Annotated in this window: 1 protein-coding gene; it reads left to right on the forward strand. The window is 44.6% G+C overall.

The features are described 5' to 3' along the window. On the forward strand, window positions 1-325 hold a 325-nt coding region (locus KH400_RS23560; protein ID WP_312889351.1), incomplete at both ends, for a histidine phosphatase family protein.

Consider the following 325-nt stretch of genomic DNA (forward strand, 5'->3'; position numbering starts at 1 on the left):
TATTGGTCGCATTTGCCATACATTAGTCGTTATACACAAGCTGTTCCAGTCCAACAATCATTATTGGAATTGCTACAAGGAGGAGGATATATTCTATACGCAAGACACGCAGAAGCAAACGTAGGAGCTGACCAACCAAATCTTTCCCTTCAGGATTGCACAACCCAAAGGAACCTTTCTGATTTTGGAAGAAGTCAAGCGGCGACATATGGAGAAGCCATTCGTCGAGCTCGTATTCCAGTCATGTACCCGGTTGTTGCCAGTCCTTTCTGTAGAACGAGAGAAACAGCTGACTGGGCGTTTGGAGGAGATTATGTTCAAATTG

Origin of the sequence: Desertibacillus haloalkaliphilus, assembly GCF_019039105.1 — a bacterium.
GTDB classification, from domain to species: domain Bacteria; phylum Bacillota; class Bacilli; order Bacillales; family KJ1-10-99; genus Desertibacillus; species Desertibacillus haloalkaliphilus.